Origin of the sequence: Brevibacillus gelatini (genome assembly GCF_003710935.1) — a bacterium.
In the GTDB taxonomy this organism is placed as follows: Bacteria; Bacillota; Bacilli; order Brevibacillales; family Brevibacillaceae; genus Brevibacillus; species Brevibacillus gelatini.
This window is the reverse complement of sequence record NZ_RHHS01000008.1, coordinates 74,028-89,499: the sequence shown is the minus strand read 5'-3', so window position 1 is coordinate 89,499 and position 15,472 is coordinate 74,028. Positions and strand designations below refer to the sequence as shown.

Below are 15,472 nucleotides of genomic sequence, written 5' to 3'. Positions count from 1 at the left end.
CGTTTTTAGTGCTCTTTGATGACGTTGTAGAAAGTATCGCGTTCCAGGGCGCGTTTGCCGGCGCCTTTAATCAGCCAGACCAGCTCATCGACTGTCAGTGCCTGTTGGGTGAGGGCGCCTGCCGAGTGGCTGATGCGCTCTTCGATCAGCGTACCGTGCGCATCGGAAATGCCCATCGTCAGAGACAGCTGGGTCAGCTGCGTACCAATGTTAATGAAGTAAGCCTTGATGTGCTGGAAGTTATCCAGCATGAGGCGGCTGATTGCCATCGTTTTCAGGTCGTCAATCGCGGAGTTGCGGCGCTTGATGCCGGCCGATGCCTTGATCGGCTGTACCGCGAGCGGGATGAAAACCATGAAGCCGTTTGTCTCGTCTTGCAGCTCGCGCAGGCGCAGCATGTGAATGACGCGCTCTTCAAGCGTCTCGATGGAGCCGTAGAGCATGGTCGTATGTGTTTTCAAGCCGAGCTCGTGAGCCGTGCGGTGAACTTGCAAGTACATGTCTGTGCTCGCTTTTTCCGGGCTCATTTTCATGCGGTAGCGCTCTGTCAAAATCTCTGCGCCGCCGCCTGTCAATGTTTCCAGCCCGACTTTGGTCAGCTCCTGCAAAACCTCGCGAATGGAGAGGCCGGAGATGCGGGAGAAAAACTCGATTTCTGCCCCGGTGTAAGCTTTGATTGTGACATCCGGGTAAGCCTGCTTCAAAATGCGAATGTTGTCCAGGTAGTATTCGAACGGTTTGTGCTGATTGTGGCCGCCGACGATGTGAAATTCACGGATACCAGGATGGAAACGGGTTTCCACATAATGAAGCAGCTCTTCCTTGCTCATGGTGTAAGCGCCCTCGTCGCCTTCATCGCGACGGAACCCGCAAAATCTACAGTGGGCTTCGCAAACGTTTGTTGGATTGATGTAAAGGTTTTGCACAAAGTAAACCTTATCTTCGTTCTTGCGATAATTGACGATATTTGCCAACTGTCCGATCGTTAAAAGATCGTTGGAGTTAAACAGGGTAACGCCGTCTTCCAATGTAAGACGCTCGCCGTGCAAAACTTTTTCCGCGATTCCGGCGAGTGATTTGTCTTGGATGGCAATTGTGTCAAGCGCCATTCCAAACACTTCCTTTCTGGATCGATTGGTAAGGGATATAGAGCTGTACCTCCAGGCCATCCCCAATCAAAAACGTTCCTTGGGTGGAGGAAGCTCTAATGTAAGTAGGGAAAATCTCGGACAACAAGGCATCTATATTATAAACCTCTTAGTATGTACGAACAATAACAGAAGTTCTCCAACTCTCTCTTGTAAAATTTTAGCATTTAACGCCGTATTTTTGAGGTGATTTTGGGTAATGTGGTAAATTTTGTTTGCGAAATGATAGCTGATCTTGTAAAATATAGTAAGAAAGCCTGATCTACAATTGAGAGGAGCCTCACCATGCGGGACGTTTTGCTCGAAAAAATCGAACTCCTTCGACAGCGTATGGTAAATATGGGGTTAGAGTTTGGTTTGGATCATCCAGAAGTCCTACAATACAGTATGCAAATCGATCAACTACACAACGAACTGAACCAGATAGATCATAATCTGTCCAAGGTAGGCCGAAAGAAGAAGTATCGTTTTTATTTGACCGAAAACAATGCCTTTTTTGCATAAGGAGGGGGGGAGCCCTTCCTTTTTTGTTTGGTCCTGACCCGGTATGAGCGCCCGAAGTGCAGGGGAACCTTGTGAGAAGGGATGCATCTTATGTATACTGAATGTATAGAAAGTGCAGTAGCCTGCAAAGGAGGGAGTCAAGCATGATTACATTGACAGAGAGAGCCAGCCTGAAAGTAAAGGAAATGTTGGCGGCAGAAAACAAGCCCGGGCTGTTTTTGCGGGTAGGTGTCCGACCAGGCGGGTGCAGTGGCTTCACCTATGGAATGGGCTGGGATCAGGAAATGAAGGAAGGCGACGAAACCTTCGAACAGCATGGCGTGAAAATTGTTGTCGACAAGGACAGCTATCCATACATTAAAGGAACCGAAATTGATTTCAAGGAATCCATGATGGGCGGAGGCTTTTCCATCGAGAATCCGAATGCGATTGCTTCTTGCGGCTGCGGTTCGTCATTCAGAACGGCTCTGGCAGAGGGCAAGGCGGAGAAGTGCGACGACTAAGCTGTCCACGACAGGATGAATAGCAAGAAGACAAGACCTCTTTGGTTTGTGCACGTTCGATGCACAGGTCAGGGAGGTTTTTTTCGTTTCCTGTCACAAAATGACCGCTTCGGCTGTCAGATGAGGCAATTGCAGGGGAATTAGTAACCAACCGCTGGGCCTGCTCGTACTAACCAAAAGCAGTGTGTTCATCGGAGAGCTGCGGACTCTTTTTTTATCCAGGAACCGAATTTCGTATCGTGGGGAGTGAAGGGCGTGGCGGAATGGTCACATGAGCAAAAAGCGTTGCGGCGGTTGCTGCTGGGGGCGGCCGCAATTGGCTGTTTGTGGGATTTTTTGCTTTACGGCAAGGAGTTTGGCATCTCGTATTTGCTGTTTGTTATTGCCATGTATGCGCTGTACGGTTGGCAGGCCAGGTGGCACGGGCAATTGAGCTTTTCGCGAAAGCATGTGTACGCCTGGCTGCTGACGGTGCCGATTGTCCTGTTGGCGTCGTCCTTCGCCTTATTTTCCAACGGATATTTTCAGTTGCTCAACTTTGCTCTCGTGCCGCTTTTGTTCGTGATCCAGACGATGCTGCTCACAGGACGGCACAAGGCGAAGTGGTACGAGCCTGGCTTTGTGGGTGAGCTATTGGAAATGCTGTTTTCCTTCACGCTCAAGCATACGCGCCTGCCTTTTGCCTTGACGAGAGAATGGCTCAAGGGGCGAATGAATCAGGAGAAGTACGGCGTGCTGAAAAAAGTGCTGATAGGGGTAGGAATCTCTCTGCCGATTTTATTCGTCGTGCTGACGTTGTTGTCGCAAGCAGATCAGGTGTTTGGACATTTTTTGCGCGAAATGCCTGGCAGGATGATTGACCTGGATGCGGTAGAAGGCGCTTTTCGTCTATTTTTGATCGGGCTTGTGACGATACTGGTATTCGGCTACCTGTATTCGCTTTTTGGCAAAAGGGAGGAAGCGGTAGAAATTCCCCTGCCGCCAAAAGAGCGCAAGCTGGTATGGGATGGCGTGATTTTGGTAACGGTCCTGTCGATCATTGATTTCGTGTACGCTGCTTTTACATATGTGCAGATTTCGTATTTGTTCAGCGGAGACAAGGCTACGCTTCCGGATGGTCTGACCTATGCCGAATACGCCAAAAACGGCTTTCAAGAGCTGGTGCTGGTAACGGTGATTAACTTTGTGATCCTGCTCTGCACCATGTACCTTGTTTCGCAGACGAAGCGGCTGTTGTACCGGGTCGTGCAGGTGCTGCTCACCGCGTTGACAGTATGCACGAGCTTTATCCTTTTTTCGGCTTATTATCGGCTGTCACTGTATGAGCAGGCGTACGGTTATACGCACAGCCGTCTGCTTGCGCATATTTTCATGATCTTTCTGCTGATCTTGTTCGTGATCGCCTTGTGCAAAATTTGGCGGCATACGTTATCGCTCATGAAGTATTATGCGGTGGTGTCGCTTGTGAGTTACGTGCTGCTCAACTACATCAACATGGACGTCATCATCGCCAAAAACAACATGGAGCGTTACCATGCCACGGGGAATATAGACGTTGCGTATTTGGGCAGGCTGTCGTACGATGTGGTTCCGTATTTGCTGGAACTGAAGGAGGACGAGTCGCTGCGCGAGCACGCAGTGTATTATTTGGAAAACAAGCGGGAGGAGTTGCTGGCAAATCGGAGTTGGCAGTCGTTCAACCTGTCGAAGCATCGGGCCAGACAGCTGTTGCAGTTGCCGTAGGGAACAAAAAGCGGGACGACTGCGGCTATATTCATGATTTGAGCGTTCAACAATTGGTAGCAAATTCGTCACGATTCGGTCACAGATTCCCAGATTTTGGACGACTACTTTCCATTAAGATGGAAGTATAGAATCGATCACATAGAAAGAAGGGGTCATTGTGAACAAGAAGTGGACTCTGCTGGTTTCGGCAGTTGCCTTCTCGGCAATGCTGATGACAGCATGCGGCGGCGATAAAGAGCAGGCAGCCAATACCAATACTGCTACAGAGACTTCCGCTGCAGCGACTGCTGGCACCGCGATCAACATCGAAGCTAGCAACTGGAAGTTCAACCAGGATACCTATGAAGTAAAAGCAGGCGAAGAGTTTACGATCAACTTCTCGTCGACCGAAGGCTACCACGGAATCGGGATTGAAGGTCTGGACGTAGATATTCAAAAAGACGGCAGCAAGACGTTGAAAGTCGATCAGCCTGGTGAATATAAAATTTTCTGCAATGTCATCTGCGGACCAGATCACGGCAAAATGGTCGCGACACTGGTAGTCAAATAATAAACACGGAACCAAAACACTCTGGCTTGTTTTTCGCGGGTCAGAGTGTTTCATTTTTTTCGCGGGGACATGGGGCATACTACACGAGTAGCACGACACCACAAGGGAGGGTCCCTCATGTCCAAGCACAACAACAAAGACAAGCGCCCGACAGAAGCAGCAGCAGGCTCGCGCAGTACGCCGCCCAATACTGGTGAAAATACGGGCCACAATTTGCGCAAGGAAAACAAATAGGAAAGCAGGATGCAAAGCCCTCGTTTTTTGCGGGGGCTTTTTTCGTAGATGGAAGCGCAGGAAGGTTTCGCCAAAAACGACACATGTTTTTCGCGTTTTTTGCACAAGGTAAGGAGGAAAAGTTTTTCAGGTCAGTTTTCGCGAATGGAGATGATTATCCATGGAAAAAAAGAAATATTACGTCACGCTGCAGTCCGGGACGACGGTAGCCGAGATTCGTGATGAAAAAGGTTCCTCCACATACGATTTTGAAATCGAGGCAACCGAAGTGGAGGCCGGGATGCTGCGCGATTTGTTCAACAACTGTGCGCACGGCGACTTCATGATGTGGATGCACGGCCATACGCTCTGGTCGGACATGCCGGACCGGGACAACGACGAATACGACGATAACTTGCGGGAAATTTACCGGATCATTTACCAGCATGGCACAGCAAAGACGCGGCACGATCTGGAGCAGATGGGGCTGGTGAAGCTGTTTGGCCTGAACAAAGAAGGGCTGCGCCCCATCTAGGTTGCCGCAACTGCTGGGAAACCTGACGACTGGCAAGGCAAACAACCAATTACCTATAAAGGCAACGCCAGGGACAAGGCAAAGCCGGAGAAGTGTAAAGGAGAGTGTAGCATGAACAAGTGGAAAAACAGCATGGTGATTGCAACGATCTCGCTGGGACTGACTCTGCCGAGCTTCGCGCAGGCAGCGGAAGCAGGGCTGCCCGATGTGGAGATGACGCCAATAAGCCGCACAGCGCACAGTCATGGCGAGCATGGGCAGGTGCACAAAAAAATACACCCCGGCATGCATGGCAGCGCCCATCAAAAGATGTACATGCTGCTTTTGGCGGAGAAATACACCCCGGACAGTGTGAACCAGTGGCAGGAGGTGTTCAGGGAGCGAGAGCGGCTGATGAGCGAGTATGCCGCCCTGCGTGAAGACCCGAAGTGGAAGGCAAAGCGGGAGGAACGCAGGCAGCTTGTCAGCAAGCTGAAAGAGCAGGTGAAAAAAGGCGAAATCACGAACGAGCAAATGGAGCAGCAGCTCGCCCAGTGGAAAGAGAAAAACATGGGGATACCGGGAACGAAGGAAGAGCGCGATGCCAGGAAAGCCCGCATGGAAAAAATGCGCATGACACACGAAGCATTCCACGCCGCGATTGAATCGGGAGATGCGGCGAAAATCAAAGAGGTGCTGCCGCAAATGCTGGAACAAATGAAAGCAAAAAATACGCTTCTGGCCCAAAAGCTGGAGCAGAGGAAAAAGTAGGCGGGAGAAAAGGAAAAGGCGTGCGAACCGGGGGGAGAGTTCGGGCACGCCTTTTTTGCTGCTGAGGCATTAGCCAATAACATCAGCTTTAGCAGTTACTCCAGTTTCAGCATATTCGGCTCCACAGGCTTCGCCATCCAATGCTGATCGGTTTGCACGTGATTTTTGCGCACGAACTTCGCAGCGCTGTATTTGAAATCGGCGTAGGCAAACCGCAAAATCCGATCGTCGTCCGTTTTGCTTCTGGACCAGGGCAGATGAAAGGTGCGCGGATACTTTTAGTAATATTTTCCATAGTGATCCGCCTCTTTGAAAAAGTACAGCTTCGTAAGCAGGTCCGCCCCTGCCGGGAATGCCGCCCATCATGATAAGTTTGTTCATAAAAAGACGCTCCCCTCAAAGGTGATGCCAGTGACAGGTGCAGGGGGTCGACTGTTTTTCGCATTACATGTTGATTCCGTCCTTTGACAAATATTCCTTATACTATAGCGTGAAATAGAGAAAAGGGAAGAAAAAACTGGAAGGGAGAGCGAGGCATGAAAAGCATCCCGTATCCATAAGCGGGAGGGGCGGGATGCCAGATTGTTTTTCGTTTACTCATCCAACAACTTGTCAGGTGTCCATTCCTGCACAGCTACGGTTTGTTCGGTCTGGCAAGAGTTGCACCAGCCTGTGTGCAGGCATTGGTGGTTGCGGCGATCCGGATAGCCGTTGTCCAGCTTGGCGTCGTCGATTTCCCGATAAGGGCTGTAATCGCCGTAGTAGTCGTACAGCCGTCCGGCGTCTGCGAGCAAGGTGCCGCAGCGTTGACAAGCTTGCGCGAGAGGAGCCAATCCATTGCAAACCGGGCAGAGGTAATCCATGGTTTTTCCCTCCAGAACATAGGGGCTTTGCTGTTTCTACTGTGCGTCAGAACGCCGGCAGCTATGCGTACACCATCTACTGCGCCAATGCTGTAACAAAAAATCCTTGCGCCGCAACAGCACAAGCGGCACAAGGACGGGTGATTTTGCAAAAGCAAAGCAGTGTGACCGCATGCTTTTCAGCAAGACGGCCACAACAGTTTGCGATGATTACGATTTGAAGTTGTCCATGCTGGAGGAATGCCCCGGCTGCAATTTGGCGTCCGGATTGAAGTAAGCCACGGCGTTGTTGACGGCGGTTGGAGCTTCGCCGAAGCCGACGGCAATCAGCTTGACTTTTCCCGGATAGGTGGCAATATCGCCGGCAGCGAAGATGCCAGGGATGTTCGTTTCCATGCGCGAGTTGACGACGATCGCGCCTTTTTCCAGCTCAAGCCCCCAGTTTTTGATCGGGCCGAGCGAGGAGATGAAGCCGAAGTTGACGATGACAGCATCAACTTCCAGATCGAGCTGTTCTTTCGTGGTGCAGTTCGTGAGGGTAAGCCGTTCGATTTTCTCTTCACCGTGAAGATCGGTAATTTCATAAGGCGTCTTGACGTTGACTTTGGACGACATGAGCATCTCGACACTGTGCTCATGGGCGCGGAACTTGTCCCGGCGGTGAATGAGGTGGACTTCTTTTGCGATTGGTTCTAGCATCAAAGACCAGTCGAGGGCGGAATCTCCGCCGCCAACGACGGCGACGCGCTGACCTTTGAAGGAGTTCAGATCGGTGACAAAATAGTGCAGATTGGCTTTTTCAAATTTGACGGCATCCGGATGTTCCAGTCTGCGCGGCTCAAAAGCGCCCACGCCGGCTGTGATGATAACAGACTTGGAGTAGTGTACGCCTTTGTCCGTCGTGATTTCAAATACATCGTCCGCTTTTTTCTCTACGTTTTCCACTTTTTCTTCCAGGCAAACGGTTTGCTGAAAACGTGAAAGCTGCTCCTTCAGATTATTGATTAAATCTTGGGCCAACACCTTCGGGAACCCGGCTACATCGTAAATGTATTTCTCCGGATAGAGAGCCGACAGCTGCCCGCCAAGCTGGGGCATGCTCTCAATAATTTTCACGCTTGCCTGCCGCATCCCGCCGTAAAAAGCGGTGAACAAACCGGCAGGACCTCCACCAATGATCGTAATGTCGTAGATTTGCTCGTCCTTTTGCAGAAAATTCAATCGAAAGCACCTCCGAATATTCAAAAAACGAACTCCCCACCCATTATACCCCAATAAACGAAAGAAAAAAACGTTGGGAAAAATTCGCCTTCATGGGCAAAAAACCCTTGCAAATCACGGGAGCACCCGATAAGATGAGGGTGACTGTAAAGAAATTGTCACATTTGTTGTTTTCAAGTTTGTGCTTTTTTTCACAGGTTGCGGCTTGGAGTCTGACAGGAAATCATTCCGATCCGTCATTTTTTTATTCATTGGGGCATCTTAGACGTAACAGCCTACGTGAAAATTCGCACAAACTTCCTCAAGTTATCATTAACAATGAATGGAAGGGATACCGATGAGTACACCCAAAATCCTCATTCTCGGAGCAGGGTATGGCGGCTTGCTTACCACGCTGCAACTGCAAAAGAAGCTGAACTACAACGAGGCGGAAATTACGCTGGTAAACAAGCACAACTATCATTACATCACGACCTGGCTGCACGAGCCGGCGGCAGGAACCGCTTCGGCTGACCACGCGCGGGTCAATCTGGAAGGACTCTTGAACGAGGACAAAGTGCAGTTTGTCAAGGGCACCGTTCAGTCGATCCAGCCAAACGAACAAAGTGTCACGCTGGAAAACGGCGACGTGCTGACGTACGACTACCTCGTGATCGGACTTGGCAGCGAGCCGGAGACGTTTGGCATCGAAGGGCTGAAAGAGCATGCTTTCAGCATTCGCAGCATCAACGCTGTGCGTCAAATTCGCGAGCATATCGAGTACATGTTTGCCAAATATAAAAACGAGCCGCATCGCACGGATTATCTGACCTTTGTGGTCGGGGGCGCTGGCTTTACCGGAATCGAATTTTGCGGAGAGCTGGGCGACCGCCTGCCGGAGCTGTGCCAGGAGTTCGACGTGGACCCAGAACTGGTCAAGGTGTATTGCATCGAAGCGGCGCCAACTGCGCTGCCGGGCTTTGATCCCGAACTGGTTCAGTACGCCATGGACGTGCTGGAGCGCAAAGGCATCGAGTTCAAAATCGGCACCCCGATCAAACAGTGCACGGCGGATGGAGTACTGTTGGCGACCGGAGAAGAGATCAAATCGAAAACGGTGATCTGGGCAGCGGGTGTCCGCGGCAACAGCATCGTGGAAAAAGCGGGCTTCGAGGTCATGCGCGGCCGCGTCAAAGTAGACGAATACTTGCGGGCGCCGGGCTATGAAAACGTGTTTGTCGTCGGCGACTGCGCCCTTATTTTCAATGAGGAAGGCCGTCCTTATCCGCCGACAGCGCAAATCGCCGTGCAGGAAGGCGAGACGCTCGGAGAAAACCTCGCCGCGCTCATTCGCGGAGAGCTTCCGCAAAAGTTTGTCCCTCATCTGCAAGGAACGCTGGCCTCTCTCGGCAAAGGCGAGGGAATCGGCCAGGTCGGTTCGAAAAAGCTGTTTGGCAGCACAGCAGCGATGATGAAAAAAGCAAGCGACCTGCGCTACCTGTACAAAATCGGCGGCGTCGGCCTTGCGCTGAAAAAGGTAAAGCTGTAAGCGATGCGTCACGCGAGCATTCAAGTCAGAGGGCTGATGACCCGCGACGAAATGGAGCGGTACAATGCACTGATGGAAGTGGGCGCTTTCCTGGAAGAGCAGGGGCGACACGACCTGGCCTGGCATGTACAGCGTGAGGTAGATATTCTCATCCTGCCTGCCATCGAGCGGCTCAAGGAAAAGGGCCGGGAGAGGGATCGGGAAAATCTGCGCTACATGATTAACAATGGGCTTTTAGACGAAGATGACGATTGAACGGGTCCCCCGGCGAGCGATTGCCGGGGGTTTCGTGTACAATCAGAAAGAGGTTACAGTCAGGAAGGGAAAGGAAGAAAGCAGCATGCGCGAAGGAAAAGTGTGGCTGGGAGCCTGCGGGATCGTCATCCGGGGAGATGAAGCGCTGGTCGTCAAAAAAGCGTACAGCGGGCTGAAAGGGCAATGGTCGTTTCCGGCTGGGTTTGTGCAGGAGGGCGAGACGGTCGACGAGGCAGCGGTACGCGAGGTTTTGGAGGAAACGGGAATCGAGGCTGTCGTGCGGCAGGTAGCGGGCATCCGCTCAGGCGTCATCCGCGAGTCGATCAGCGACAACATGGTTGTGTTCTGGATGGATTACGTGAGCGGCGAGCCGCGGCCACAAGAAGGGGAGATTGCGGAGGCGCGCTTTTTGCCGATTCAGGAGCTGATACATGATCCGCTTTCTTCCACATATTTGAAAATTATTTTGCCTGGTTATAAAAGGCGGGAGGAAGGCATGGAAGGGCAGTCCTATGAGATAGATCCCGTCTTTCGGTACACTTCCTATAAAATCTTCAAGCATGAGTGAGAATCGAGAAGCTACGCCGCGATGTTTCCGCTTACATCGCGGTTTTTTCTGCGATTTCTGAAAAAAACTGTGTTGTGAAGAACGGCTTTGTTCTGATATAGTTGGATACATCTAAATAATCTGAAAATACATGCAATTAAAAATGGAGCATGTATGGAGAAAGGGGAGCTCATCATGAGGCATAACCATGAACAATGCCCATACTGCCACGGTCAAGGGTATTTCCAGCTGCTCCTGGGTGGCACGGAAAATTGCCCAAACTGTGAAGGAGCAGGAAAAGACAAACATCGGGAAGCGATCTCCACAAACAAATAGCATCTGCACACGTTGCATGGAGCAAGAGTCGTCAGGGATGATTTTCGGCGGCTCTTTTCGTTTGCGCTCGCGGAAGGCATGCGTATTGACCTGTATCTGCCATGTTTGCTACACTAAAAGGCGAAAACAGCCCGTCCTCCTTTGATTTGCCAAAAGCATACAGGCAAAGCCGGAGACGATGGCAGGAGGTCTTGCGGTCGATGAGTTTATTGCAATTTATGGTTTCCATTGTTTTGTTCACCGTGCTCGGTTTTGGCATTGGGTTTATTTTAAACATGATTTTGAAAACGACATGGCTCCCTGTCGTGATCGGAGTAGGCGTAGTCGCAGGGGCGCTGATCTATCAAAAAATCGTTCCGGGCATCTGGGATGCCGTGATTCTCGGCTGTGGAATGGCAGGAACGGTGGGCAGCGGCTGGACGATTTCCACCCTGCGCAAAAAAGGATACCGGATGTTCTAGGGATGCAAGACAGGCCTTGTTTTGGGGCCTGTTTTCTTTTGCCATGAGGAAACATACTGAATCTTTCAGAAACAATCCAAAATTTGTGTATAGTTTTCTCCTCTTCGGGACATGACTAGAACCGAGAGGAGGTTTACCAAGAAATGAATAGGAAGCAGTTCGCAAGTATCCTCGCGCTGTTCATCCTGGTCCTGACGGCGTTTGCAAAAGACGGATACGGCTACAACGTGATCGGGGACCACAATCTCCAATCCACCTTCGGAATCAAGGAAATCAAAGAGGGACAACGGGTCGTCAAAAAACGGACAGTATCGGCCAGTTCATTCACTCAAGTCATTGATAAAACAGATGTATTTCTCGACCAATACCCAAAAGTTCGCGTGGTTGCGACCGGCTATTACGCCGGGTACGAGTCGACCGGAAAAACTCCTTCCGACCCTTCCTACGGCATTACGTACTCGGGCGTGAAGGTTCGCCGGGATGACTATTCGACAATTGCCGCTGACCTGCGCATTTTCCCGCTGGGCACAATCCTGTACATACCAGGTTACGGCTACGGGGTGGTGGCAGACAAAGGCGGAGCGATTCGCGGGCACAAGATCGACCTGTACTTTGAGACGAAGCAAGACGTGTTTGACCAATGGGGCAAAAAATCAGTCGATGTTTATGTCGTCCGACGTGGGGACGGAAAGCTGACAGAGGCTTTTCTCAACAATCTGAATCAAAAAGGCATCGCAGCGATGGCAGAAGTAGCGGACTAGATGCCCGCGGCGGTAAGAAAGTGAACAGAAAAAAACGTTCAAGGCAATGGCTTTGAACGTTTTTTTGCGTGGCTGGCAAGCAGGCAGATTGGCGATGCCGTGCGCCAGCAACAGTTGGCCTGTGTTTTATGGATGAATCAGCTTGACGAGTTGTTCCAGCCCGTCGAGAATGCGCGTAGACGGGCGGCAATACAGTCCTTCTTCCAGCAGGTGAACCTGCCCCTGACGGATCGCTGTCATGTCGCGCCACTCCGGGCGGTCCGTAATCGTTTCCCGCTTGATGCGTTTAAGCTCGATCCCGCACCAGACGACACATATATGGTCCGGGTCGCGCTCCTGCACCATCTCCCGCGTTGCCTTCACATTGGCGACGGGAAAGTCGGCGAACACGTTGACAGCTCCGGCGATTTCACTCACATCCGTCAGCCAGTTTTCCCGGCCTGGAGTGTAGATCGGGTTGGGCCACCATTCCCAGTACAGCTTCGGACGGGGGGAAAAGGCAGCGGTTCGCTGTCGGATGCTTTCTATTCTTTCGGCAAATTGGGACGCAAGCTGCTCCGCCTGCTTGTGCAAGCCTGTCGCTTCACCGACAAGCCTGATGTCAGCGGCAATTTCTCCGATTCGCGACGGATTCAGCACGATATGCGGGATTGCTCGCTCTCGCAGCGCCTCCACGTTTTTTTCCATGCCGGGGACGCTCAGCGAGGCGACGACCAGATCAGGCTGGAGCGCAGCTACCTTCTCCATGTCGATGGCAAGGTCCGGGCCGACGCGGGGCAAGTGCTGCCATTCTGGCGGCCAGTCGGAGTGATCGTCCAGCCCGACTACGTGCTCATGCAGACCTAAATAGTAGAGGATCTCGGTATTGCTCGGACAGATGGAAACGATGCGCATGTGATTCCCCCCTGTGGAAACGTCCTAAAAAAACGGTTGCACCAGCAAGGCGATCATGACGCCGAGCCAGCCGCCAATCAGCACCTCGATCGGCTGGTGGCCGAGCAGCTCTTTCAGCTTTTTCGCTTTTTCCTGGTTCGGACGCACTTTCAACGATTTCATGCCTTCCAAAAGGTGGTTGAATTCGTCTACGAGCTTGTTCAAGACAACGGCTTGCATACCGGCATGACGGCGAACCCCTGCGGCATCAAACATGACGATCACACCGATAATGGCGGAAATCGCAAACATATTGCTGGAAAAGCCTTCCCTGAGCCCCACAGCGGTAGACAGCGCCGTCACGGCAGAAGAATGGGAGCTGGGCATACCGCCAGTGCTGAGCAACAGCGACCACTGCCATGTTTTCGTTGCGAAAAAATGGAGGGGAATTTTGATAAATTGGGCGATTCCTATGGCAATCAGTGCAGCCCATAAGGGGAAGTTTTCGAGAATATCCGCCACGGAAAATCCATTCCTTTCTACTGTACGCTTCTCAAGATTATTGTAACAGAAGGGCGTTGTCTTAATCCGTGAAGTTTTCGTTTGGATGTTAAGCGCTGCCAATCTGTGGTACCATAAGGAAAGCGCCTGGTGGGAAGGTCAGCCGCAAACATGCGGGTGCTTCCAAGCGAGGCTGCTTTTTTGAAGTCATGCAGGTGGGAAACGGAGGCGTGCATCCATGCAGTATCCCGTGCAGTATTTGCAGTTCATTGAAAAATTCAATGAAGGGGAGTACTACGAATGCCACGATCTGCTGGAAGACATCTGGATGGAGGACAAATCCGATAAGTTTTTGCAAGGATTGCTGCAGCTATCGGTTGGACTGTACCATCTCGAATACGGCAATTTGAAAGGCGCTCGCTGGATGTTTGGCAATGCGCGGAAGTATTTGTCCCGCTACGGACCCGTGCATTGGGGGCTGGACGTAGAGGAAGTGCTTCGTTACATAGAGAAGTGCGAGGCTGTTTTGCCGGATCAGGATGCCATCCCGTACGCAGAGGCGAAAGCCATGACGTTTCCATCCATGCGTTTGTATGTCGACACATCGTGTTAAAACACAAATGTGCCCATAATTGTATCCTATCACAGCGAAAGAGGGAAGAGTATATGGAAGTAACCGCAGAAAAACGCTCGCAGCTTGTGAGCTACGCATGCGACGAACTGCTTGTGCCGCTTTGGAAAGGAGAGCAGCTTTCCCAGGTGTATCCCGAGCTGGAAGCGGCTTTTGCCGGAAGTCTCGGCGGCTTGCAGCAGGAAGGAGAGATTGCGGGAGAGGCAAAAGAGGTGACGGTGATCCATGGATTGAACCGGATTGCCGCCAAAAAATTGCTCGTGGTAGGCATGGGCGAGCCTGGCAAATTCGATTTTGTGGCAGCCCGCAATGCCTGGGGACGAGCAGCCAAAACAGTCGCTTCCAAAGGAAAAGCGAAAATCGTCGCGATTGACCTGCGCACGACAGAGCATCTGGGATCGGAGCGTCTGGCCCAGGCTGTGACAGAAGCGTTTGGCCTTGCTGAATACAATTACGAAGGATACCGTCAAAAAGCGAAGCGGGAATTTGCGCCAATTGCAGCCGTGCGGATTTTGGCTGCCGACGACGCCGCAAGTGCCGTAGAGGCAGGTGTGCTGCGGGGCAATGCACTCGTGTCCGGTACGAACCTGGCGCGCACGCTCGTGAACGAGCCTGCCAACTACTTGACGCCGCGCGCCTTGAAGGATGCGGCAGTCGCCGTAGCTGAGCGCTACGGAATGACGGTGGAGGTGCTGGAGAAAGCGAAGCTGGAAGAGCTGGGCATGGGCGGCGTTCTCAGCGTCGCAAAAGGCAGCGAGCAGGAGCCGTACGTGGTAGCGATCAAATATCAGGGCAGAGAGACGTGGGACGATGTCATCGGCCTGGTCGGCAAAGGCGTGACATTCGATACGGGCGGCATCTCCATCAAGCCGGTAGCGGGCATGGAGGACATGAAGTCGGATATGGGCGGCGCGGCTGCGATGATCGGCGCACTGGAGGCGCTCGGCCAAATGAAGCCAAAGGTCAACGTGCTCGCCGTCATCGGGACCGTGGAAAACATGCCGTCCGGCACGGCATTCCGTCCTGGCGACGTGATTACGACGATGAGCGGAAAAACAGTCGAGATCATTACGACAGATGCGGAAGGCCGCCTCGTTTTGGCTGACTGCATCACGTATGCCAAAGAGCAGGGCGTGTCGTGCATCGTCGACGCCGCCACGCTCACAGGCGGCATCGTCGTCGCTCTCGGACACTACTGCTCCGGGGCGATGACGAACAACCAGGAACTCATGAACGAACTGCTCGGCGCAGCAGACACCGCTGGCGAGCGTCTGTGGCAGTTGCCTACGTTTGAAGAGTACCGCAGCCTGAACAAGAGCCGTTTTGCTGACCTGAAAAACTCGGGCGGTCGCTATGGCCACGGCATCATCGGCGGCGTGTTTCTCCAGGAATTTGTCGGCGATACGCCATGGGTGCATCTGGACATCGCCGGTACGGCGTACACCGCTACGGCAGGCGACATGCAGCCCGCTGGCGGCACAGGTGTCATGACCCGCACGATTGCCGAGTTTGTCGCAGGCCGCAGCCAATCCTAAACGTAAAAAAG

The 15,472-nt window shown here is 52.2% G+C and carries 20 protein-coding genes; 14 read left to right on the top strand and 6 right to left on the bottom strand.

Annotated elements, in window-relative coordinates; all coding sequences use genetic code 11:
- Positions 1-5: 5 nt before the first annotated feature.
- Positions 6-1,109, bottom strand: a complete 1,104-nt coding sequence (mqnE, locus tag EDM57_RS02110; protein ID WP_122903128.1) for an aminofutalosine synthase MqnE — start codon at positions 1,107-1,109, stop codon at positions 6-8.
- Positions 1,110-1,433: 324 nt separating this feature from the next.
- On the opposite strand from mqnE, the gene EDM57_RS02105 reads away from it, so the two are divergent.
- The 6 genes from EDM57_RS02105 (at position 1,434) to EDM57_RS02080 (ending at position 5,949) form a co-directional block, all read left to right on the top strand.
- Positions 1,434-1,652 carry an aspartyl-phosphate phosphatase Spo0E family protein gene (locus EDM57_RS02105; RefSeq protein ID WP_122903127.1) on the top strand — a complete coding sequence of 73 codons (219 nt, stop codon included), beginning with the start codon at positions 1,434-1,436 and terminating at the stop codon, positions 1,650-1,652.
- A gap of 143 nt (positions 1,653-1,795) precedes the next feature.
- The gene (gene erpA, locus EDM57_RS02100; RefSeq protein WP_122903126.1) at positions 1,796-2,155 is read left to right on the top strand and encodes an iron-sulfur cluster insertion protein ErpA; all 360 of its coding nucleotides are present in this window, start codon (positions 1,796-1,798) and stop codon (positions 2,153-2,155) included.
- A 255-nt stretch (positions 2,156-2,410) separates the two neighbouring features.
- Positions 2,411-3,898, top strand: a complete 1,488-nt coding sequence (locus tag EDM57_RS02095; protein ID WP_122903125.1) for a DUF4153 domain-containing protein — start codon at positions 2,411-2,413, stop codon at positions 3,896-3,898.
- A gap of 160 nt (positions 3,899-4,058) precedes the next feature.
- Positions 4,059-4,451 carry a cupredoxin domain-containing protein gene (locus tag EDM57_RS02090; RefSeq protein ID WP_122903124.1) on the top strand — a complete coding sequence of 131 codons (393 nt, stop codon included), beginning with the start codon at positions 4,059-4,061 and terminating at the stop codon, positions 4,449-4,451.
- A 394-nt stretch (positions 4,452-4,845) separates the two neighbouring features.
- Positions 4,846-5,199 (top strand): hypothetical protein, encoded by a 354-nt coding sequence (locus EDM57_RS02085; RefSeq protein WP_122903123.1) that lies wholly within the window; start codon positions 4,846-4,848, stop codon positions 5,197-5,199.
- 111 nt (positions 5,200-5,310) lie between these two features.
- On the top strand, positions 5,311-5,949 hold the full coding sequence (locus EDM57_RS02080; RefSeq protein WP_122903122.1) for a hypothetical protein: 639 nt from the start codon (positions 5,311-5,313) through the stop codon (positions 5,947-5,949).
- Between the two features lie 69 nt (positions 5,950-6,018).
- Here the strand turns inward: EDM57_RS02080 and EDM57_RS23990 are convergent, their stop codons facing one another.
- From EDM57_RS23990 to EDM57_RS02065, 3 genes are all read right to left on the bottom strand, one after another.
- Positions 6,019-6,330 (bottom strand): hypothetical protein, encoded by a 312-nt coding sequence (locus tag EDM57_RS23990; protein WP_211338202.1) that lies wholly within the window; start codon positions 6,328-6,330, stop codon positions 6,019-6,021.
- A gap of 212 nt (positions 6,331-6,542) precedes the next feature.
- Positions 6,543-6,812, bottom strand: a complete 270-nt coding sequence (locus EDM57_RS02070) for a hypothetical protein (RefSeq protein ID WP_122903121.1) — start codon at positions 6,810-6,812, stop codon at positions 6,543-6,545.
- Between the two features lie 210 nt (positions 6,813-7,022).
- Positions 7,023-8,033 carry an NAD(P)/FAD-dependent oxidoreductase gene (locus tag EDM57_RS02065; protein WP_122903120.1) on the bottom strand — a complete coding sequence of 337 codons (1,011 nt, stop codon included), beginning with the start codon at positions 8,031-8,033 and terminating at the stop codon, positions 7,023-7,025.
- A gap of 337 nt (positions 8,034-8,370) precedes the next feature.
- On the opposite strand from EDM57_RS02065, the gene EDM57_RS02060 reads away from it, so the two are divergent.
- The 6 genes from EDM57_RS02060 (at position 8,371) to EDM57_RS02040 (ending at position 11,921) form a co-directional block, all read left to right on the top strand.
- Positions 8,371-9,561 carry an NAD(P)/FAD-dependent oxidoreductase gene (locus EDM57_RS02060; RefSeq protein WP_122903119.1) on the top strand — a complete coding sequence of 397 codons (1,191 nt, stop codon included), beginning with the start codon at positions 8,371-8,373 and terminating at the stop codon, positions 9,559-9,561.
- Positions 9,562-9,564: 3 nt separating this feature from the next.
- Entirely contained in the window at positions 9,565-9,816 is a 252-nt protein-coding gene (locus tag EDM57_RS02055) for a hypothetical protein (RefSeq protein ID WP_122903118.1), read from the top strand.
- Between the two features lie 85 nt (positions 9,817-9,901).
- Positions 9,902-10,384 carry an NUDIX domain-containing protein gene (locus EDM57_RS02050; RefSeq protein WP_122903117.1) on the top strand — a complete coding sequence of 161 codons (483 nt, stop codon included), beginning with the start codon at positions 9,902-9,904 and terminating at the stop codon, positions 10,382-10,384.
- Between the two features lie 153 nt (positions 10,385-10,537).
- A complete protein-coding gene (locus tag EDM57_RS23060) occupies positions 10,538-10,699 on the top strand; it encodes a YuiA family protein (RefSeq protein WP_170163350.1) in 162 nt (53 codons plus the stop codon).
- A gap of 200 nt (positions 10,700-10,899) precedes the next feature.
- Positions 10,900-11,160, top strand: a complete 261-nt coding sequence (locus tag EDM57_RS02045) for a YuiB family protein (protein WP_122903116.1) — start codon at positions 10,900-10,902, stop codon at positions 11,158-11,160.
- Between the two features lie 143 nt (positions 11,161-11,303).
- Positions 11,304-11,921, top strand: coding sequence for a 3D domain-containing protein (locus EDM57_RS02040; RefSeq protein ID WP_122903115.1), 618 nt, complete (start codon positions 11,304-11,306; stop codon positions 11,919-11,921).
- 126 nt (positions 11,922-12,047) lie between these two features.
- Here EDM57_RS02040 and EDM57_RS02035 read toward each other — a convergent pair whose 3' ends face one another.
- Together EDM57_RS02035 and EDM57_RS02030 are read right to left on the bottom strand one after the other, a co-directional pair.
- Positions 12,048-12,815 carry a cobalamin-binding protein gene (locus EDM57_RS02035; RefSeq protein ID WP_122903114.1) on the bottom strand — a complete coding sequence of 256 codons (768 nt, stop codon included), beginning with the start codon at positions 12,813-12,815 and terminating at the stop codon, positions 12,048-12,050.
- 24 nt (positions 12,816-12,839) lie between these two features.
- On the bottom strand, positions 12,840-13,316 hold the full coding sequence (locus EDM57_RS02030; RefSeq protein WP_122903113.1) for a divergent PAP2 family protein: 477 nt from the start codon (positions 13,314-13,316) through the stop codon (positions 12,840-12,842).
- Positions 13,317-13,533: 217 nt separating this feature from the next.
- Here EDM57_RS02030 and EDM57_RS02025 point away from each other — a divergent pair, with 217 nt between their 5' ends.
- Together EDM57_RS02025 and EDM57_RS02020 are read left to right on the top strand one after the other, a co-directional pair.
- Positions 13,534-13,908 (top strand): DUF309 domain-containing protein, encoded by a 375-nt coding sequence (locus tag EDM57_RS02025; protein ID WP_122903112.1) that lies wholly within the window; start codon positions 13,534-13,536, stop codon positions 13,906-13,908.
- Between the two features lie 53 nt (positions 13,909-13,961).
- A complete protein-coding gene (locus EDM57_RS02020; protein ID WP_122903111.1) occupies positions 13,962-15,461 on the top strand; it encodes a leucyl aminopeptidase in 1,500 nt (499 codons plus the stop codon).
- The last annotated feature ends 11 nt before the right edge of the window (positions 15,462-15,472 follow it).